At 67.8% G+C, this 16,647-nt stretch carries 19 protein-coding genes; 9 read left to right on the top strand and 10 right to left on the bottom strand.

Going from position 1 to position 16,647, the window contains the following annotated elements:
• Positions 1-714 carry a FadR/GntR family transcriptional regulator gene (locus tag IPJ61_RS01085; protein WP_297102172.1) on the bottom strand — a complete coding sequence of 238 codons (714 nt, stop codon included), beginning with the start codon at positions 712-714 and terminating at the stop codon, positions 1-3.
• Positions 715-822: 108 nt separating this feature from the next.
• On the opposite strand from IPJ61_RS01085, the gene IPJ61_RS01080 reads away from it, so the two are divergent.
• The 5 genes from IPJ61_RS01080 to IPJ61_RS01060 all read left to right on the top strand — a co-directional run bounded on the left by IPJ61_RS01080 (position 823) and on the right by IPJ61_RS01060 (position 7,279).
• The gene (locus IPJ61_RS01080) at positions 823-2,025 is read left to right on the top strand and encodes an aminotransferase class V-fold PLP-dependent enzyme (RefSeq protein WP_297102171.1); all 1,203 of its coding nucleotides are present in this window, start codon (positions 823-825) and stop codon (positions 2,023-2,025) included.
• Between the two features lie 19 nt (positions 2,026-2,044).
• Entirely contained in the window at positions 2,045-3,352 is a 1,308-nt protein-coding gene (locus IPJ61_RS01075) for an ABC transporter substrate-binding protein (protein WP_297102169.1), read from the top strand.
• Positions 3,353-3,355: 3 nt separating this feature from the next.
• Positions 3,356-4,300 carry a carbohydrate ABC transporter permease gene (locus IPJ61_RS01070; RefSeq protein ID WP_297102167.1) on the top strand — a complete coding sequence of 315 codons (945 nt, stop codon included), beginning with the start codon at positions 3,356-3,358 and terminating at the stop codon, positions 4,298-4,300.
• Positions 4,297-5,133: a carbohydrate ABC transporter permease gene (locus IPJ61_RS01065; RefSeq protein ID WP_297102165.1), complete on the top strand. Its 837-nt coding sequence runs from the start codon at positions 4,297-4,299 to the stop codon at positions 5,131-5,133. The genes IPJ61_RS01070 and IPJ61_RS01065 overlap by 4 nt, the downstream gene beginning before the upstream one ends.
• Positions 5,134-5,269: 136 nt before the next feature.
• Positions 5,270-7,279, top strand: coding sequence for a thioredoxin domain-containing protein (locus IPJ61_RS01060; RefSeq protein ID WP_297102163.1), 2,010 nt, complete (start codon positions 5,270-5,272; stop codon positions 7,277-7,279).
• 15 nt (positions 7,280-7,294) lie between these two features.
• On the opposite strand, the gene IPJ61_RS01055 is transcribed toward IPJ61_RS01060, so the two are convergent.
• Together IPJ61_RS01055 and trhA are read right to left on the bottom strand one after the other, a co-directional pair.
• Positions 7,295-7,741: a MarR family winged helix-turn-helix transcriptional regulator gene (locus tag IPJ61_RS01055; RefSeq protein ID WP_297102161.1), complete on the bottom strand. Its 447-nt coding sequence runs from the start codon at positions 7,739-7,741 to the stop codon at positions 7,295-7,297.
• Between the two features lie 79 nt (positions 7,742-7,820).
• Positions 7,821-8,504 (bottom strand): PAQR family membrane homeostasis protein TrhA, encoded by a 684-nt coding sequence (gene trhA, locus IPJ61_RS01050; protein ID WP_459251243.1) that lies wholly within the window; start codon positions 8,502-8,504, stop codon positions 7,821-7,823.
• Between the two features lie 266 nt (positions 8,505-8,770).
• Between trhA and IPJ61_RS01045 the strand changes: the two genes are divergently transcribed.
• Together IPJ61_RS01045 and IPJ61_RS01040 are read left to right on the top strand one after the other, a co-directional pair.
• A complete protein-coding gene (locus IPJ61_RS01045; RefSeq protein ID WP_297102157.1) occupies positions 8,771-9,571 on the top strand; it encodes an isoprenyl transferase in 801 nt (266 codons plus the stop codon).
• 13 nt (positions 9,572-9,584) lie between these two features.
• Complete coding sequence (locus IPJ61_RS01040; protein ID WP_297102155.1) at positions 9,585-10,145, top strand: DUF4245 domain-containing protein; 561 nt, start codon at positions 9,585-9,587, stop codon at positions 10,143-10,145.
• A 1-nt stretch (position 10,146) separates the two neighbouring features.
• Here the strand turns inward: IPJ61_RS01040 and IPJ61_RS01035 are convergent, their stop codons facing one another.
• Together IPJ61_RS01035 and xseA are read right to left on the bottom strand one after the other, a co-directional pair.
• On the bottom strand, positions 10,147-10,344 hold the full coding sequence (locus tag IPJ61_RS01035) for an exodeoxyribonuclease VII small subunit (RefSeq protein ID WP_297102153.1): 198 nt from the start codon (positions 10,342-10,344) through the stop codon (positions 10,147-10,149).
• A complete protein-coding gene (gene xseA, locus IPJ61_RS01030) occupies positions 10,337-11,566 on the bottom strand; it encodes an exodeoxyribonuclease VII large subunit (protein ID WP_297102151.1) in 1,230 nt (409 codons plus the stop codon). The genes IPJ61_RS01035 and xseA overlap by 8 nt, the downstream gene beginning before the upstream one ends.
• A gap of 38 nt (positions 11,567-11,604) precedes the next feature.
• Between xseA and IPJ61_RS01025 the strand changes: the two genes are divergently transcribed.
• Both IPJ61_RS01025 and IPJ61_RS01020 read left to right on the top strand, forming a co-directional pair.
• Positions 11,605-12,438: a Cof-type HAD-IIB family hydrolase gene (locus tag IPJ61_RS01025; RefSeq protein ID WP_297102149.1), complete on the top strand. Its 834-nt coding sequence runs from the start codon at positions 11,605-11,607 to the stop codon at positions 12,436-12,438.
• A 10-nt stretch (positions 12,439-12,448) separates the two neighbouring features.
• Positions 12,449-13,417, top strand: a complete 969-nt coding sequence (locus IPJ61_RS01020) for a 4-hydroxy-3-methylbut-2-enyl diphosphate reductase (RefSeq protein ID WP_297102147.1) — start codon at positions 12,449-12,451, stop codon at positions 13,415-13,417.
• A 4-nt stretch (positions 13,418-13,421) separates the two neighbouring features.
• On the opposite strand, the gene ilvA is transcribed toward IPJ61_RS01020, so the two are convergent.
• The 5 genes from ilvA to IPJ61_RS00995 form a co-directional block, all read right to left on the bottom strand.
• Positions 13,422-14,690, bottom strand: coding sequence for a threonine ammonia-lyase IlvA (gene ilvA / locus IPJ61_RS01015; RefSeq protein WP_297102145.1), 1,269 nt, complete (start codon positions 14,688-14,690; stop codon positions 13,422-13,424).
• Entirely contained in the window at positions 14,687-15,037 is a 351-nt protein-coding gene (locus tag IPJ61_RS01010) for a hypothetical protein (RefSeq protein ID WP_297102143.1), read from the bottom strand. Before IPJ61_RS01010 ends, ilvA begins: the two co-directional genes overlap by 4 nt.
• Before the next feature lie 62 nt (positions 15,038-15,099).
• Positions 15,100-15,738: a hypothetical protein gene (locus IPJ61_RS01005; protein WP_297102140.1), complete on the bottom strand. Its 639-nt coding sequence runs from the start codon at positions 15,736-15,738 to the stop codon at positions 15,100-15,102.
• A gap of 254 nt (positions 15,739-15,992) precedes the next feature.
• Positions 15,993-16,445: a hypothetical protein gene (locus IPJ61_RS01000; protein WP_297102139.1), complete on the bottom strand. Its 453-nt coding sequence runs from the start codon at positions 16,443-16,445 to the stop codon at positions 15,993-15,995.
• Positions 16,396-16,578, bottom strand: a complete 183-nt coding sequence (locus IPJ61_RS00995; RefSeq protein WP_297102138.1) for a hypothetical protein — start codon at positions 16,576-16,578, stop codon at positions 16,396-16,398. Before IPJ61_RS00995 ends, IPJ61_RS01000 begins: the two co-directional genes overlap by 50 nt.
• Between the last annotated feature and the right edge of the window lie 69 nt (positions 16,579-16,647).

The following is a 16,647-nucleotide window of genomic DNA, read 5'->3' as shown; positions in this document are numbered from 1 at the left end:
TCAGAAATGTTGGAAAAGGACGGGCCCGGGACGGATCCCCTCCAGCCATGAGCGCGTCACGCGCACGTGGTGCATGGCCAGCGCCCGGGCCCCCTCCGGGTCGCGCCGCCGGATGGCCGCCGCGATCTCGATGTGGGCGTCGTCGCTCACGCCTTTCAGGTGGTGGTGGGCGGAGTCCTCGAAGATGCGGTAGTCGCGGCCACGCCGTCGGATGGTGTCGAGCAGCGCCGCCAGTACCTCATCGCCCGCGGCCTCGCTGATCTGGGTGTGGAACTGCGTGTCCAGGAGCTGGGCGCGGTCCGACGGCTCGCACTCGGCCAACTCGCGGGCCACGCGCAAAAGCTCGGCGGCCTCGTCGTCGCTCATCCGCGCGGCGGCCTGGGCGGCGACGTGACCCTCGAGGACCTCGCGAAGCGTGAACAGCTCGAGGTATCGCTCCAGGGGCAGCAGCGGGGCCACCATCTCCAGCCCGGACATCATCTGGCGCGCGGACATGTCGGAGACGGCTGCGCTGCTGCCCGGGCGCGCCACCAGCGCTCCGGCCACCGTGAGCATGCGCTGCGCCTCGCGCAGGGAGCTTCGTGACACCCCGAACCGCTCGCACAGCTCGGCCTCGCTGGGGAGGGGGGCTCCGGTGGCCAGCTCACCGGTCGCGATCAACTGACACAACCCCCGGCGTGCGGTCTCGACCGCGGAGACCGATGTCCTCTGCATGTGGCAATGATGCCGTATGTAACGATTGTCAGACAGAATGGACGAACTTCGACCCAGGTCTGGCGGAAATGACATATCTCCGTCAGGATTGTCCGACGAGGAGGACACGTGCAGCACACCCCAACGATCGATGACCCGCAGCCGCGGTGGTCCCTCGACGCCCAGGTACGGCACCTCAACCACGGCTCGTTCGGCGCCGTGCCCGTTGCCGTACAGGAAGAGCAGGACCGGTTGCGGCGGCTGATGGAGTGGAACCCCGTGCGGTGGTTCGCGGGCCTACCGGAGAGGATCGCTGCCGCGCGGGTCGAGATGGCGGAGCTGTTGCGCGTCGACCCCGCAGCGCTCGCCTTCGTCGCCAACGCCTCTGCTGGTGCCTCGGTCGTCTACCAGTCGTTCCTGGCACGAGGTCCGATCGACGTGCTGCTCACCAACCACGGCTACGGCGCCATCAGCATGGGCGCGCAGCGGCTCGCTGCGCGGACCGGCGGGCGAAGCCACACCGTCGATATCCCGCTCGCCGCGACCGCGGCCGAAGTCCTCTCCATGCTGACCGCCGCCCTGGACGCGGAGCGCCCGACGCTGCTGGTCGTCGACCAGGTGACCTCAGCCACCGCGCGCGCGTTCCCTGTGGACGAGGTGTGCCGGGCGGCGCGCGAGCGCGGGGTGCGAACGCTCGTCGACGGCGCGCATGCGCCCGGCGTGCTGGCCGACCCGGTCTGCCGCGAGGCCGACTACTGGGTGGGCAACCTGCACAAGTTCGGCTGCGCGCCGCGCGGGGCCGCGGTGCTCGTCGCCCGCGCCGGCGGCGAGGAACTCTTCCCGGTGATCGACTCCTGGGGCGCGAAGGAGCCGTTCCCCGCTCGCTTCGACCACGGGGGCACGCAGGACCTGACACCCTGGCTGACCGCGCCGTTCGCGTGGCGACACCTCGACGAGACGGTTGGTTGGGCGGTGGTCCGCGAGCGTTCTCGACGCGTCCTCGATGAAGGAGGCGCCGTCGTCGCGCAGGCCCTCGCCGCGATCGTCGACGACCCGCTGCCCGACGTCGGTCAGCCCGTCGGCCCGATGCGGCTGTTCCGCCTTCCCGGCGGACTGGGTCGCACCCGCGAGGAGGCCGACGCTCTGCGCGTCCCGTTCTGCGACACGACCGGCGCGGCTGTGTCGTTCACCAGTTTTGGCGGCTCCGGGTACCTCCGGCTGTCGTCACACGTGTACACGTCCGTGCATGACTTCGTCCACGTGGCCACGGTGGGGGTCCCCCTGCTCCACCAATGGTCGACAACCCAACTCGGGGGGAAACACGCATCATGATCGATCCAAAGGAGGAACGATGCGCAAGAAGCTAGTCGCGGCAGTCGCGACGGTGTCGGCACTTGCCCTGACGTTGTCCGCGTGCGGCAGCGGCGGGAGCGGCGACAACGGCTCTGCGGCGGGCGGCGACGTCACGCTGCAGATGGTCGAGAGTCTCACCAACCCCGGCCGCACCGAGGTGATCCAGAAGCTGCTCAAGGACTTCGAGGCAGCGAACCCCGGCATCAAGGTGAACCTCGTCTCGCCGCCGAGCGAGCAGGCAGACCAGAAGATCCAGCAGATGCTGCAGTCCGGGTCCGGCGTCGACGTTCTGGAGGTGCGCGACCTCACCGTCGGCCCGTTCAGCAACAACGGCTGGCTCTACGACATGGCGAACGAGACCAAGGCCTGGTCCGGGTTCGAGCAGCTCACCGACCAGGCCAAGAACGTCGCGGTCAACGCCGACGGCAAGTCCTGGTTCATCCCCTACGGCTTCTACGGGCTCAGCCTGTTCTACCGCACCGACCTGGTGAAAGAGGCGGGCTTCGACGGCGCGCCGAAGTCGTGGGATGACCTGATCACCCAGGCGGCCACCATCCAAGACCCGTCGAAGAACCGCTACGGCTACGCCTTCCGCGGCGGCAAGAACTCCGCGGGCCAGCTGATGAGCATCCTGCAGGCGTGGAACGCCGACAACCTCGACGTCACCAACGCCTACAAGGTGTCCAGCGGGGCGACGATCTTCTCGACGCCGGAGTCGCAGACCGCGCTCGACCGCTACATCGAGCTCTTCAAGACCGGCTCGCCCGAGTCCTCGGTCGCTTGGGGCTTCACCGAGATGGTCGAGGGCTTCACCAACGGCTCCACCGCGTTCCTGCTGCAGGACCCCGAGGTGATCGCCGTCGTCAAGGAGTCCTCGTTGACCGAGGATCAGTGGAGCGTAGGGACGAACCCCGTCGGCCCGACGGGCAAGGCCGCCTGGCCCATGGCAACCGCGGGGTGGGGCGTGACCGAGGCGTCGCAGCACAAGGCCGAGGCCGTGAAGCTGGTGCAGTTCCTCTCCGGCGATGCGTCGACGACGTTCGCCAAGGAGAACTCGCTGGTTCCGATTCAGAGCGCCGCGGGCGAGGATCCGTTCTTCAGCGAGGGTCCGTGGGCCGCGTATGTCGAGATGACGTCGAACCCCGACGTGTGGATCTCCGTCGAGGAGCCGCGCGGCGTCTCCTGGTGGACCGAGTGGATGCAGCGCTCTGAGGCCGACCTGCAGCAGGTGCTGATCGGCAAGAAGACGACCGCCGACCTTCTCGCGGGCTGGGATCAGTACTGGACCGAGAAGTGGGCCGGGTGACCGATGTCCACGGCCGCTAAGGCCGCCACGGGGACGGGCGGCACCACCGCCCGTCCCCACAAAAGGCGGCAGTTCAACTGGCGTACGGCGCTGACCATCTTCGCCTACCTGTCGCCAGCCTTCCTCTTCGTCATCATCTTCACCTATTACCCGCTGTTCGTGGGCGGCCGCATGGCGTTCCATCAGTGGACCCTCTGGGACCTGACGAACACGCCCTTCGTGGGCCTCGGCAACTTCGCGACGCTGATCGCGGATCCGCTGTTCCCGAAGGTGATGCTGAACTCGGTGATCTGGGTGGTCGGGTCGCTTGTTCCGCAGTTCGTGTTCGGCTTCCTCATCGCGCTGGCACTCAAGAAGAGGTTCCGGTTCCGGGGGCTTTACCAAGCTCTCGTGTTCTACCCGTGGGCCGTGTCCGGCTTCCTGATCGGCATCCTCTTCCGCTGGATGTTCAACTCGGAGTTCGGGGTCTTCAACGACATGTTGATGCGCAGTGGCATCACGCAGTCACCCATCCCGTGGCTCGCCAATCCCGACCTGGCGCTGGTCTCGGTGATCCTCGCCAACGTCTGGTACGGCGTCGCCTTCTTCGCGATGATGATCCTCGCCGCGCTCCAGTCGGTGCCCGACGAGCTGCACGAGGCCGCGGCGCTCGACGGCGCGGGTCGCCTCGGCACTCTCTTCCGCGTCACCATTCCCACCATCCGCACGACGCTCGTGCTGACGGTGCTGCTGCGGGTCATCTGGATCTTCAACTTCCCGGACATCATCTACGCCATGACCGGCGGCGGTCCCGCGAACCAGACCCAGATCGCCACCACCTGGATGATCCAGTTCACCCAGCAGGGCGACTACGGTCTGGCTTCGGCGCTCGGCTTCATCGTCATGGGCGTGCTCGTGACGTTCACCGCGGTCTACCTCACGCTGCTGTCGAAGGAGCGGGCCTTATGATCAACAAGATTCCCGCCTGGCTGTCCGCAGTGAAGGTGGCCGGCCTCGCGGTCTGGCTGCTGATCACGCTGTTTCCGCTCTACTGGATCCTGATCACGTCGTTCAAGCCGGCGAGCCAGATCGCGGAGTACCCGGTGCGGTACTGGCCGAAGGAGTTCTCGTTCGAGAACTACGAGAAGCTTTTCGGGCAGATGATGTTCGGCCATGCGATAGCCAACAGCGTCGTCGTTTCGCTGTCCGCTGCCGCCGTCGCGACGCTGATCGCCCTGCTCAGCGCCTACATCCTTTCCCGCTTCCAGTTCCGAGGAAAGGGCGCCGTCATGCTGGCGTTCCTCGTGACGCAGATGATTCCCGCGTTCATCGCGCTGGGTCCGCTGTATCAGATGTTCACCAACCTCGGCCTTGTCGACAGCCGATTCGGGCTCGTGCTGATCTATATCGCGATGACGATCCCGTTCTCGTCGATCATGCTGAGGGGCTTCTTCGACAATGTCCCGGACTCCTTGGAGGAGGCCGCGATGGTCGACGGCTGCTCGCGGATGACCGCGCTGTGGCGGATCATCGTGCCCGTCATGGGGCCTGGCATCATCGCGACGTTCATCTTCAACTTCGTCAACGTCTGGAACGAGCTCTTCCTCGCGGTCACATTGATCAACAGCAACGAGCGCAGGACGATCCCGACGGCGCTGAATGGCTTCATCTCGAGTTTCGCCATCGAGTGGGGGCCCATGGCTGCCGCGGCCGTGCTGACGATCATCCCGACGATGGCGCTGTTCGCCTTCGCGAGCCGTTGGATCGTCGAGGGCCTGACCTCCGGTGCAACCAAGGGCTAGGACCTGACCTTCACATCAGGTCCCAGGGCCTGTTACGGAAGCGGTGGCCGTAGCGAGCAGGGTAGTAGGCCATCTTCCGCTTTCGTAACAGGTCCTCGTTGGTTCGCCGGGACGGCAGGCCGGTAGGTTAGCCCGCATGGTCAACCGCCTGAGCGCCTCCGACAGCGACTACCTCCGACAGCACGCACACCAGCAGGTCGACTGGTGGGAGTGGGGCGACGACGCCCTTGCCAGCGCGCGGGACCTCGATTGCCCGATTCTGCTGAGCGTCGGTTACGCGTCGTGCCACTGGTGCCACGTGATGAGCCACGAGTCGTTCGACGACCCGGCGATCGCGGAGTTCATCAACACCCACTTCGTCGCCATCAAGGTCGACCGGCAGCAGCGCCCGGATCTCGACGCCGTGTTCATGACCGCAACTCAGGCCATGAACAACGGCGCGGGGGGCTGGCCGATGACCGCGTTCCTCACACCCGAGGGCCGGCCGTTCTTCACGGGAACCTACTTCCCGCCGCAGCCTGCGGGCGGGCAGCCGTCGTTCCGCCAGGTGCTGGAGGCCATGGCCGAGGGCTGGCGCGTCCGGCGCGACCAGCTGCGCGGCTCGGCCGACTACCTGGTGCAGGTCCTGACGGCGCGCGAGGACGTGGGGCAGACGGAGAGGCCCGATCTGGTGGCCGCCGTCGACGCGGTAGAGGCCGGTTTCGACCTCATCCACGGCGGCTTCGGCACCGCCCCGAAGTTTCCCGCCCCGACCCTGCTCGACGCGCTGTTGGTCAAGGGTGACCCTCGCACGCTCGAACTTGCCCAGCGCACGCTGGAGAGCATGGCTCGCGGCGGCATCTACGACCAGGTCGGCGGTGGCTTCCATCGCTATTCCGTCGATCCGGGCTGGGTCGTCCCGCACTTCGAGAAGATGCTCTACGACAACGCGCTGCTGCTCGGCACCTACGTTCGTGGCTGGCGTCGTACGGCGGACCACGACTCCGGGCTGCGTGCCCTCTTCGAGCGCACCGCCTACGGCATCGTCGAGTGGATCGAACGCGAGATGGTCTCCGAGGAGGGCGGCCTCATCTCCGCCCTTGATGCCGACTCCTGCGACATCCGCGGCGCCGTCCACGAGGGCATCTTCTACCTCTGGAACCCCCAGCTGCTCGACGACGCGCTGGGGGCCGAGCGGGGGGCCTGGGCTGCCGAGGTCTTTCATGTCACGCGCGGTGGCACCTTCGAGGACGGCCTCTCCACCCTGCAGCTGCGCGGCCGCCCCGACTTCGCGCGGCTCCAGGAGGCCGCGAACCTGTTGCTGGAGGAGCGGGCCACCCGGTTCCGCCCCGCATCCGACGAGCTCGTCGTAGCGTCGTGGAACGGCTGGGCGATCTCTTCTCTCGTCACCGGCGCCCTCATCTTCGACGAGCCCGGCTGGCTGGAGCTCGCGCTCCGCGCAGCCGATCACCTCGTGCGCGTGCACATGGCCGACGGCGACCTCCGCCGGTCCTCGCGCGACGGTCGCGCGGGCGACGCTGTGGGTGGCGCGGAGGACTTCGGCGCGGTCGCAGAGGCCTTCGTGGCGCTGTCCTGCGCCACAGGGGACGCGGCGTGGCTGCGGCGGGCGGAGGCGCTCGTCGATCGCGCCGCCGTGCTCTTCGCTCACCCGGAGGGCGGCTTCTACGACACCGTCGACACGGGACTTTTCGAACGCGCGCGCTCCCTGACCGACAACGTCACGCCCAGCGGCACGTCGGCGCTGGTCGCCGCGCTCCGCGCCGTCGGCCTCCTGGCGGAGCGCCCGGATCTCGTGGAGCGGGCGGACCGTGCGGCGCGCACCACCTGGGGCACGGTTGCGGAGGCGCCACGTTTCGCGGGAGCGGCGCTGTCCGATCTGCTGATCGCCGACGAGGCGCGGCGGGGGTTGAAGCCTGCGGTCGCCGTCGTCGTTACCGACGACCCGTTCGACGAATTGGCGCGTGCCGCTTGGCGGCTCGCCCCTGCGGGGTCACTGGTGGTGGCAGGCCCGCAGGGGACGCCGGGATTCGGCTCGCTCTTCGATGAGCGGCAGCCCGGTGCAGCCTACGTGTGCCGAGGCACGGTGTGCTTCGATCCCGTCACCGACTATGCGGAGCTCAAGACCCCGCTATGGTCACGGGTCTAGGCGACCCGGGGACGCTCAGGGAGCGGCCGGGTGAGTGATGGAGCCCGAGATCTTGCTGAACTCCTCCGTCATGTGACGAAGAGCGCTCGCCAGCGTCTCGGGATCCACTCCGCTGCTCGCGGTGATGTGATTCAGGACGGCGTCCAGTTCTTCCGCGATGGGGTCGAGGAGGCTCTTGCCCTTCCTCGTCAGCTCGAGGCGCTGGATGTTGCCGACGCCGCGCAACTGCGTGTCGACGACGAACCCCTGGTCGATCAGCCGGGTCACCGACTTCGACATGGACGAGGGCGTCACCAGGAGGAACGCGGCGAGATCCTTGCCGGTTACTGGGGACAGCGCGTCGATCGAGCGTAGGATCCGGAACTGGGTGTAGGTCAGCCCGTGAGGGCGGAGACGGTCGTTGGCTTTGTGGTCGATGAACCAGAGCAGTCGGTGCAACTCGTAGCCGAGCACGTGTTCCATATCATCCTATTCCGTGGCATGTGTGCTTCCGATCCAAGAGGGTACACCTGTACCCCCGAGCTCGGGCCTGTAGTTCACCTTAAGGCGTAAACACCGATATACCAATGGCGACTGCGTGAAGGATCGCCGCCACTATCGTGCACGCGTGGAACGCCTCGTGGAACCCGAACCAGACAGGGGAGAGTCTTGGACGTTTCGTAGCGTACGCGACCGCGCCTAGGGAGTAGACCAAACCGCCCAAGATGAGGAGGATGACCACCGCCGGGCCGCCCGCGGTCCAGAACTGGCCCATCCATCCGACGGCGGCCCAGCCCATTGCGACGTACAGCGCCGTGTACAACCAGCGCGGTGCGCCGAGCCAGGTCGTGCGGAAGAGCACGCCGAGGGTAGCGATGGACCAGATCAGGATGAGCAGTGTCCAGCGGGCAGGGCCGTCGAGCAGCGTGAGTGTCAGTGGCGTGTAGCTGCCCGCGATGAAGACGAAGATGTTGGAGTGGTCGATCCTGCGGAAGATCGCGTTCGTTCTGTCCGACCACGTGCCGCGGTGGTAGGCCGCGCTCGTCCCGAAGAGCTGCACCGCCGACAGTGTGTAGACCGCGCAGCCGATCCGCCCGGCGAGCGTCGGCGCGAGCGCCGTGAAGAGGAGCCCGGTGATCAGCATGACCGGGGCCATGCCGAAGTGGAGCCAGCCGCGGAGCCGCGGCTTGGCGAGGGGGAGGGTCGTGTCGACGCCTTGAGGGTGGGTCGTTGTGCTCACGAGCATACCTACGCTTCCGTAACTTACGCTTCCGTAGGTTAGCCGATGTCGGCGTCGAAACCAACACCGCCGGTCGAGCCGTCGTGATCGCGCTTCGCGCTGAACGCCTTCCGGGCCTCGGCAATTCGAGCGCTCGGTTGACCTCGGCCTTCGTTGCCGTGTCGAAACCAACGAACCCGACCCACTACGTCGACCGACGACAACGACGTCAATCGCCCGCATGGTGCCGCGTACCCCCGCATTTAGGTCCGACGGGCCACTAGGCTTCCCCCATGGCGTGGTGGGAGCGGGTGGTTGAGCGGTTCTGGCCGCCGCGGTGGATGTACGCCACCTATGAGCGTGGCGTGCTCGAGCATCTCGACCGCGCAGCTCTTCCCCGGCACGTCGCCGTCCTCGCCGATGGCAACCGTCGGTGGGCGCGGATGAACGCGCCGGGGGAGCCGCTCGTCGCCGGCTATCGCGCGGGCGCCGCGCGGCTCGTGGAGTTCGTCGAATGGTGCGACGACGCGGACCTCCAAGTCATCACCTTGTGGGTCCTGAGCACCGAGAACCTCCAACGCTCCGAAGCCGACGAACTGACCGACCTGCTCGGTGTCATCGACCAGCTCGTCGCGGATCTCGCCGCCACCGGCCGCTGGCGGGTCCAGGCCGTCGGCGCGTTGGAACTGCTGCCCGACGACGTCGCCGAGTCCCTGCGCCGATCCTCGGCCGCCACCGACGGCGTCCACGGCATGCACGTCAACGTTGCCATCGCCTACGGCGGCCGGATGGAGCTCCGCGATGCCGTCCGCTCGCTCCTCGCCACCCGCGCCGCCGAGGGAGCGACGCTGGAGGAGGTGGCGCAGACGCTCGAGATCGAGGAGATCTCGCAGCACCTGTACACCAAGGGACAGCCCGACCCCGACCTCATCATCCGCACCTCCGGCGAGCAGCGGCTGTCCGGCTTTCTCCTGTGGCAGTCCGCGCACAGTGAGTTCTACTTCTGCGAGGCGCTCTGGCCGGACTTCCGTCGCGTCGACTTCGTCCGAGCGCTGCGCGCCTACACGCAGCGCGAGCGCCGCTTCGGCCGCTAATAGGCTGTACCCCATGGCTCGCAACCCGAACGCCCGCTCGCGGGACATGGTCATCTCGATGGCTGTGATCGTCATCCCCGTGTTGCTTCTCGTGTGGTTCTTCTCTTCCCCGGGCGAGGAGGGGCCGCAGCGGGTCGATGTCGCGGCCCAGCTGAAGCGCGCCACGGTCGAGTCGCCGTACCCGCTGCTGGTCGCCGAGGGGCTGGGCGAGGGCTGGACGCCCGTGCGCGCGGCCTGGGCAAAGGAGGGGCAGCCGTGGATCACGAGCGAGCCCGCCGAGGCCAACTCCTGGCAGGTGGGCTATCTGTCACCCGACCAGATCTACTTCGGCCTCCAGCAGCGCGACGGCTCCGGGTCCGCGTTCGTCCGGGCCGCGACGAGGGAAGGCCACGCCGTCGGCGGTGAGGTCGACGCCGCGGGGCGCTCTTGGGAGCGCTACGAGAGTAAGGACGGACGCACGAGTTCGCTGGTGAGCAAGGGCGAGACCGACACCGCCGTCATCGCTGCCGACTCGGACTTCGTCGCGTTGGAGGCCTTCGCCGCGACACTGACGGAGGCGGCGCAGCAGGGCTGACTCAACCGGCTGTTTTCCGGGAGGAGGCAACCTGTTCGCGGGCGCCGTCGAGGAATCCCTGGCAGATCTCGGCGAGCTTCTCCCCGCGCTGCCAGAGCGCCATCGACTCGGCCAGCGACGCGCCGCCGGACTCCAGTTGTTGCACCACGCGCATGAGTTCGTCACGCGCTTGCTCGTAGGTGGGTTCCTGCTCAGCCACGGGGGACCTCCTTCACAGTAGTGCCGACGACATCGAGCGTGAGTTCGCCATCGGCAAGATACGCCTGGATGCGGGCACCTGCGGTGGTGTCGGCGATGCTGGACACGGAGTGGTGGGCGTCGTCGACGAGGACCGCGTAGCCGCGCTGGAGGGTGCGCTGCGGCGACAGTGCCCGAATGGTGCCGACCGCGGCCCGCAGCTCCGCCTGCTCGGTCTGGAGTGTGCGGTCGACGGCGGTGTTCAGCCGGTGGCGCAGATGGGCAAGGCGGTCGTAGTGGGCGGCGAACGCGCTGGTCGGGTCGACCATCACGGGACGGGTTCGGAGGGCGTCGAGCCGCTCCTGCTCCGCCGCGAGCAGGGTGTCGACGGCGCGCGCAAGGCGGGAGCGGGCGAGGACCAGCCCGGCGGACTCGTCGGCGTGATCGGGGACGACCCGCTTGCCCGCGTCGGTGGGAGTGGACGCGCGGAGGTCCGCGACGTAGTCGACAAGAGGCTGGTCGGCCTCGTGGCCGATCGCGGTGACCACCGGCGTGCGCGCCGCCGCGACAGCGCGGACCAGGCCCTCGTCGGAGAAGGCGAGCAGGTCCTCGAGGGAGCCGCCGCCGCGAGCGACGATGATGACGTCGACGGCCGGGTCGGCGTCGAGCGCGGCGAGCGCGGTCATCACGGACTCCGCGGCCGTCGGGCCCTGCACCAGGGCGTGCCTCGTCCTGATCGCCGCAGTGGGCCAGCGCCGGCTCACGGTGGTGACGACGTCGCGTTCGGCATCGGAGTCCTTGCCTGTGATCAACCCGATCGCACGCGGCAGCACGGGGAGACGGCGCTTGCGGTGGGGTTCGAACAGCCCCTCCGCTTGGAGCTTGCGTTTGAGCTGCTCCAGCTGCGCGAGGAGCCGGCCCTCGCCCGCGACCCGGATCTCAAGACACTCGAAGCTGAGCGATGTGTCGCGGTCCCACACTCGCGGGCGGATCCGCGCGGCTACCCGGGACCCCTCGGGAAGAGGCCCCGCGGAGTCGAGCACGAGCGACGACACCGTCACGCGCGCCGACATGTCGGCGAAGCGGTCGCGGAAGGTGAGGAACTGCGTGGGCGCCGCCCGCCGTTTGATCTCGACCACCTGCGCGTCGACCCAAATCTCGCCGCAGCGGCCGACCCAGTCCTTGATCGCGCCGATGACGCGTCCCAGCGGCTGCGGGTGCTCCGCCGAGCTGTCAAGGGCCATGGCGGGAACCCTACCCGCACCGGGATAGGGTCAGAACCGTGATCCGACTGATTGCCACAGACCTCGACGGCACGCTGCTGAACAGCCGGCACCGCATCCCGGCGCGGAACCTGCTCGCGCTGCGGGAGGCACACGAGGCCGGCGTCCTCGTCGTTCCCGCATCCGGACGCCAGCCTTTCTCGATCGAGGAGGTGGTGCGGGACACGTTCCTCGCCGACGGCGTGGTGCTCGGAGCCAACGGGGCGGTCGGCTATCACCTGGGAACGGGTGAGGTGCTGTTCGAAGACACCATCGCGGTGGAGGCGCAGCGCGCGCTGTTCTTCGGCTTGCAGGAGCTGTATCCGACCGTCCGCTGCGTGTCGGTGCGCGACGCCGGTGCCACGTTCCTGCCGCAACGCGGGTACGTCGGGCTGATGGATCCGGGCGATCACGGCCGACGCGGCGACGTCTCCGAGTTCGACCTCGACGACGTGCTGGCCGACGGCACGTCGAAGCTGGTCATCCGCGGCTCGGACGTGGCACCGGATGAGCTTCTAGCGGCCGCCCGCGACCTGGCCGTGCCCGGCTGCACGCCGACGACGTCGGGAGCACCCTTCCTCGAGGTTGCGGCGGAGGGTGTCAACAAGGCAACAGGAGTGGCGCGGATCGCCGACCGGTACGGCATCGCGCCCGAAGAGATCGTCGCGTTTGGAGACAACGAGAACGACGTCGAGCTCCTCGCATGGGCCGGGTTGGGCGTCGCGATGGGCAACGCGGGGCCCGGAGTGGCCGTCGTCGCCGACGAGGTCACGGCGACGAACGACGATGACGGTGTCGCCCTCGTCGTGGAGCGCCTCGCCGCGCAGGAATGGGCGCGGCCCAGCGCCTCGTAGACTGTTGCCCATGAGCACCGATTCGAAGCGAGTTGTCGTCGCCGCGCCCCGTGGTTACTGCGCAGGCGTCGACCGCGCCGTCGTTACCGTCGAGAAGGCGCTCGACCTGTACGGTCCGCCCGTCTACGTGCGCAAGCAGATCGTCCACAACAAGCACGTCGTGGAGACGCTCGAGTCGCGCGGGGCGATCTTCGTCGAGGAGCTCGACGAGGTGCCCCTCGGCGCGACCGTGGTGTTCTCCGCGCACGGCGTCTCGCCTGCGGTGCATGCCGAGGCAGCCGAGCGCTCGCTGAAGACCATCGACGCGACCTGCCCGCTGGTCACCAAGGTGCACCATGAGGCGAAGCGATTCGCGGGCCAGGGCACGCAGATCCTCCTCATCGGCCACGCCGGGCACGAGGAGGTCGAGGGCACGATGGGTGAGGCTCCCGATCAAACGACGCTCGTGCAGTCGCCGGCGGATGTCGACGACCTGGAGATCCCCGAGGGCACCAATCTCGCGTGGCTGAGCCAGACGACGCTGTCGGTGGACGAGACCCTGGAGACCGTGGGCAGGCTGCGGCAGAAGTTCCCGCTGCTGATGGATCCGCCGTCGGACGACATCTGCTACGCGACGCAGAACCGACAGCTCGCGGTCAAGCAGATTGCCCAGGGCGGCTGCGACCTCATGATCGTGGTCGGTTCACGCAACTCGTCGAACTCCGTGCGCCTCGTCGAGGTCGCGCTCGAGGCAGGCGCGAAGGCGTCCTACCGTGTGGACAACGCGGGCGAGATCGACCCGACCTGGCTCGAGGGCGTCTCGAAGGTGGGCGTCACCAGCGGCGCATCGGTCCCCGATGACCTCGTCCAAGGCGTGCTGACCTTCCTGGAGGAGCGCGGGTTCCCCGCCGCGGTCGAGGAGCGTCTGACGGAGGAGACGTTGACGTTCGCGCTCCCGCCGGAGCTCCGCAAGGACCTCCGCCGCGCCGTCAAGCACTGACCCGCTACACCAGGAACTGGAAGTACGGGCTGTCGTAGGCGACCTCTTCCGCCTTCATGCCGCACTCGCCGATCCGCTCCAGCAGGAAGCGGTAGTCGCCCGGGTTCCCCAGCTCGACGCCGACGAGCGCCGGGCCCGTCTCGCGGTTGTTGCGCTTGACGTACTCGAAGTAGGTGATGTCGTCGTCGGGTCCGAGGACGGAGTCGAGGAACATCCGTAGCGCGCCGGGCTGCTGCGGAAAGTCGACGAGGAAGTAGCGTTTCCTGCCCTCGTGGATCAGGGAGCGCTCGACCACTTCTGCATAGCGGGAGACGTCGTTGTTGCCGCCGGAGACCAGCACGAGCACACGCGAGCCGGTGGGTATCTGGATGCGTGGACCGGGGCCGCCGCTGGGAAGCGCCGCGGCGGCGAGCGCGCCGGCGGGCTCGGCGATGATGCCGTCGGTCTGGTACATGGTCAGCATTTCGCTGCACACCTGGCCTTCGGGCACGCGCATGAGCTCCACATTGGCCTCGCGGATGACCTCGAACGTGTAGTCACCGGCGCGGCGGACGGCTGCGCCGTCGACGAACGTGTCGATGTTCTTCAGGGTGACCGGGCGGCCCGCCGAGAGCGCGGCTGCGATGCACGGGGCACCCTCGGGCTCGACGCCGATGACGCGTACCTCCGGATGCGCCGTCTGCAGCCACGCGGCAACCCCCGCGAGGAGGCCGCCCCCGCCGACAGGAACGACCACGATGTCTGGCACGAACCCGAGCTGTTCGATCGCCTCCACCATGACGGTCGCCTGCCCGGCGGCGGTGCGCGGGTCGTTGAATGCGGGGACAAGGACCCTGCCGTCCTGTTCCGCCATGCGGGCGGCCTCGTCGGAGGCCTCGTCATAGGTGGCGCCGTAGAGCACGAGGTCGACTTGGCCGCGGCCGAGGTCCACGATGCGCTGCCGCTTCTGCCGTGGCGTCGTGTGAGGCACCACAACGGTCGCGTGCATGCCGAGCGCCGCAGCCGAGTACGCGACGCCCTGCCCGTGGTTGCCCGCGGACGCGCAGACGACGCCCGCGGCCTTCGCATCCTCAGGCAGCTGCGCCATCAGGTTGTAGGCCCCACGCAGCTTGTAGGAGCGCACGGGTTGCAGGTCCTCGCGCTTCAGCCAGATCTGCGCCCCCGTCGTGGTCGACAGTCGCTCGTCGAGGTGAACCGGGGTGCGGCGCGCAATGCCGGCCAGTCGGCGGACGGCGTCGGGGACTTGTGCGGCGAGCTCGGACAGGGCGGTCATGGATGCAATTGTGCACCCCGTTGCCCACCCCGTCGCCAACTGAGATACACGCCCACCGGCGCCATCCAGAGGGCGAAGAACCCGACGGCGAGGACCACCATCCATAGGGCGACCAGGCTGGGTTCGATCAGGAACGCGGAGACAACCGCGAACGCGCACAGGGACACCAGCTGCATCGCCGCCAGTCGGGCCGTGACGCCCGCGACGGCATAGACCACGCCCCATCCCCCGCAGAGTAGGACGACGGGGAGAGGGACAAAGAACTGTGAAGCTGCAAGCAGCCAGACGGCCAGCCCCCAGGCCGTGACGATGAGACCGAGGACGAGGCGATGTCTTCGTTCATGCATGCCTCAGCATAGCCCTCTCAGCCGTCGGGTTCCGGCGACGGGTGGGCCCACATGGGCGGTGGCTAGCGGTTGGCGATGAGGACGGACTGGAGCTCGCCGACGCGCATGGGTGCGTCCCTGCTGAGTTCGAGAGGGATGGTGCCGGACTCGCCGGCACCGGACCAGGCGACGTGCCAGTGGGCGGTGGCGGTCACGGTGTAGCGGCCCATGGCCTCGTACATGTATCCACAGTTCGGGGAAGGGATGTTCCGGCCGCCGTCGGTACGAGTCGAGGTCCAGGGGGTGCCCTTGCCGCAGGTGGCGGTACCGCCGTCGCCCATGTCCCAGACGACCTTCTCGACTTCGGCGGTCAAGGTCACGGTGATCCCGGACTCACTGCGGGACGCCGATATCGGTCCCCACTGGTTTGAGTTGGGGGTTTCGGACCACAGCCACATGTTCCAGCCGACGAAACCCATGTGCTTCTCTGAGTCGCCTTTGGGGAACATTCCCATCTTCGGGGCGTCGAGTTGGAGTTCGGCGAGGATCTGGCGAGCGAGCTCTTCGGGGTCGGGCGGCGTCGCGTCGGTGTCGGGGAGCCAGATGTAGTAGACCATGCCAGGATCGGGGATGAGATTGCCGTTGGGGCGGAGGCACTCGGCGATGTAGCCGTCGGTGTTTCCATCCCAGGCCCAGAAGTCCTTCGGGGGTTGGGGCGCCATGGGTTTGCACCAGGCGCTGCTGTGGTTGTTCCAGGTCATGTCGCGGTAGCGACACTTGATGGCCTGGCCCTGGAACAGGCACTGTCTCGTCCCGGACTTGCCAGGAGCCCCGTCTGAATCTCCAGAACCGCCCTCTGGGCAGACGACTCGGCACTTCTTCGTGACCTTGCTGCATTTGCTGACGCAGTTGGCCCAACTCGGCATCGCTGTTTGGTGCAGAAGGAGGGCTACCAGCAGTACGAGCAGAACCCGTCTCAGCATTGCTGAAACACGCTTTCATAGAGCGCCGCACGCCATGTCCCGTCGGGAAGCAGATGCATGGTCACCCGAGAGGCCAGAGTGTCTTGCGCGGTCCTGACAACCGGCTCTCCTGTGCTGGTGTCTACAAGATCTAGCTTCGAGGGGTCCTCGCAGTAGCTCACCACCGCGCTGCGAACTCCGTCGCTACCAGTCTCGGGGGTTCCGATCTCCACATCCCGGAAGATAGCGTCGCCCAACTGCTTAAGGTTCATCTCGCGGGCCTCGGAGATATCGGCGATCGCTCCGGGTCGTTCGTCTCCGGTGGTTGTCCTGCCGAGGGCTTCCCAGTCTGTGAGGTCTGGGTCGCGGTAATACATGTCCTTGGCGGACTCGTAGGCCTCCCAGCCGGCGCGGATGTCAGCGATCTCGCCCTTCTCGGATGGGGGAGCGGGCGGGAACGACTCCACCGCCGTCGGCGACGGCGAGGGGCTCGGTGAGGGAGACGGGCTCGGCGTCGGGGTGGGGGAGGGTGCGGATGACGTGGAGGGTGGAGGGGATGGTGGCGTCGAAGGTGTGCACGCGGCCAGCAGCGCGAGACACGTCAGTCCGGTCACGATGCGCATGGATGCCTCCCAAGTCCAGCGAGTGTCGCTATTCAACCAAAGCGCG

It is taken from the genome of Tessaracoccus sp. (assembly GCF_016714275.1).
GTDB lineage: Bacteria > Actinomycetota > Actinomycetes > Propionibacteriales > Propionibacteriaceae > Arachnia.
Note: the sequence above shows the minus strand (reverse complement) of the source record. Positions and strands in the feature narration are given on the sequence as shown.